The 1,711-nt window shown below is 68.1% G+C and carries 2 protein-coding genes; both read right to left on the bottom strand.

All coding sequences use genetic code 11. The annotated features are described in order from the left end of the window. A partial coding sequence (locus BL253_RS38990; protein ID WP_198946575.1) for a beta-ketoacyl synthase N-terminal-like domain-containing protein occupies positions 1 to 904 on the bottom strand: 904 nt, incomplete at its 3' end. Positions 905 to 946: 42 nt separating this feature from the next. Further along, positions 947 to 1,711, bottom strand: a 765-nt coding sequence (locus BL253_RS38985; RefSeq protein ID WP_241835544.1) for a phosphopantetheine-binding protein, incomplete at its 5' end; no start/stop codon positions are given.

Here is a 1,711-nt window from a genome sequence, read left to right as displayed (position 1 = left end):
CGTCGGAGTTGATGGCGGTGCCGGTGATGAGGGCGTGGATGGGGTGGTTGTTTTTTTGGGCGTCGGTGAGGCGTTCGAGGAGGAGGAGGGCGCAGCCTTCGGACCAGCCGGTGCCGTCGGCGTTGGCGGCGAAGGATTTGCAGCGTCCGTCGGGTGCGAGGCCGTTCAACCGCGAGAAGTCGACGAACCCGCCCGGGCTGGCCGTCACCGTGACGCCGCCGGCGAGGGCGAGGGTGGATTCGCCGGATCGTAGGGATTGGGCGGCGAGGTGGATGGCGACGAGGGAGGAGGAGCAGGCCGTGTCGACGGAGATGGCCGGGCCCTGGARCCCGAACGTGTACGCCACCCGCCCCGAGGCGACGCTGCTCAGCCTGCTGGTCATGAGATAGCCCTCGAACTCCGCGGGGCCGTCCAGCTCCAGATAGCTCTGCTCGACGACTCCGGTGAAGACGCCGGTGCGGCTGCCGCGCAGGGTGGCCGGGTCGATGCCCGCGTCCTCGAACGTCTCCCAGGTCGTTTCCAGGAGGAGCCGCTGCTGGGGGTCCATTGCGGTGGCCTCGCGCGGGGAGATGCCGAAGAAGGCCGCGTCGAACTGGTCGGCGTCGTGCAGGAAACCGCCGTGACGGGTGTATGAGGTTCCTGGGCCGCGGGAGTCCGGGTCGAAGAGCTGTTCCAGGTCCCAGCCGCGGTTCGTCGGGAACTCGCTGATCGCGTCGACGCCCTCGGAGACCAGCCGCCACAGGTCCTCCGGCGACGCCACCCCACCCGGAAACCTGCATCCCATACCCACGACGGCGATGGGGTCGTCCGCGCTGGCTTCCAGCTCGGAGATTCGCTGGCGGGCCTTCTTGAGATCCGCCGTGACCCAGCGGAGGTACTCGACCAGCTTCTCTTCGTCCGGCATCCGGGATCCCTCTCCCCTCGAGACTCGTGTGTCGCCGTGCTGTCAGCCGGACGAGCGGCCGAGCTGCCCGTCGATGTAGCCGAAGATGTCCTCGGCTGAGGCGCTACCGAGATCGACGTCCGGGTGGTCGAGAGACGGGTCCGTGCCGTGTGCCGGGAGTTCCTCCGTCGCGGCCGCGGCCGCGGTCGCGGAGTGCCCGAACAGGTCGGTCAGGCGTCGCGTGAGTGCCGCCTGCGCCGCCGCGGTATCCGGACTGGACTCCACGAAGTCCTCGATCGCGTCCAGCTCGCGGTGGACGGGGGCCAGCGGATCGTTCATCCGGTCTTCCACCCGCTCCACGAGATGCTCGGCGAGCGCTTCGGGGTTGGGCTGGTCATAGACGAGGGTCGCCGGCAGGCGAAGCCCGAGCGCCTCACTCAGTCGACCGCGCAGTTCAACCGCCATGACGGAATCAAAGCCGAAATCCTGGAAAGGACGGTCCACGGCCACCGAGTCGGCGGACGGATGGCGAAGAACCTCGGAGATCGCCTGCTGCACCAGATCCACCAGGCGCTGCCTACGCATCGGCGCGTCCATGGCGGCGAGCAGCTCGGTCAGATCCACGTTCGTGTCGGATTCATCGCCGGCCGGAATTATTTCCCGTGCCGGCTGGTCCTCGTCTCGGCGCTCCGCCTCGCTCTGTCGTCGCCGTGCCTTCTCCGGATCGCTTTCGAGCCAGTATGTCTGGTGTTGGAAGGGGTAGGTGGGGAGGGGTGTGTGGGGGGTTTGGGGGTGGTTCCAGGTGATGGGTGTTCCGTGTGTGTGGAG

Origin of the sequence: Pseudofrankia asymbiotica (genome assembly GCF_001983105.1) — a bacterium.
GTDB classification, from domain to species: Bacteria; Actinomycetota; Actinomycetes; order Frankiales; family Frankiaceae; genus Pseudofrankia; species Pseudofrankia asymbiotica.
Note: the sequence above shows the minus strand (reverse complement) of the source record. Positions and strands in the feature narration are given on the sequence as shown.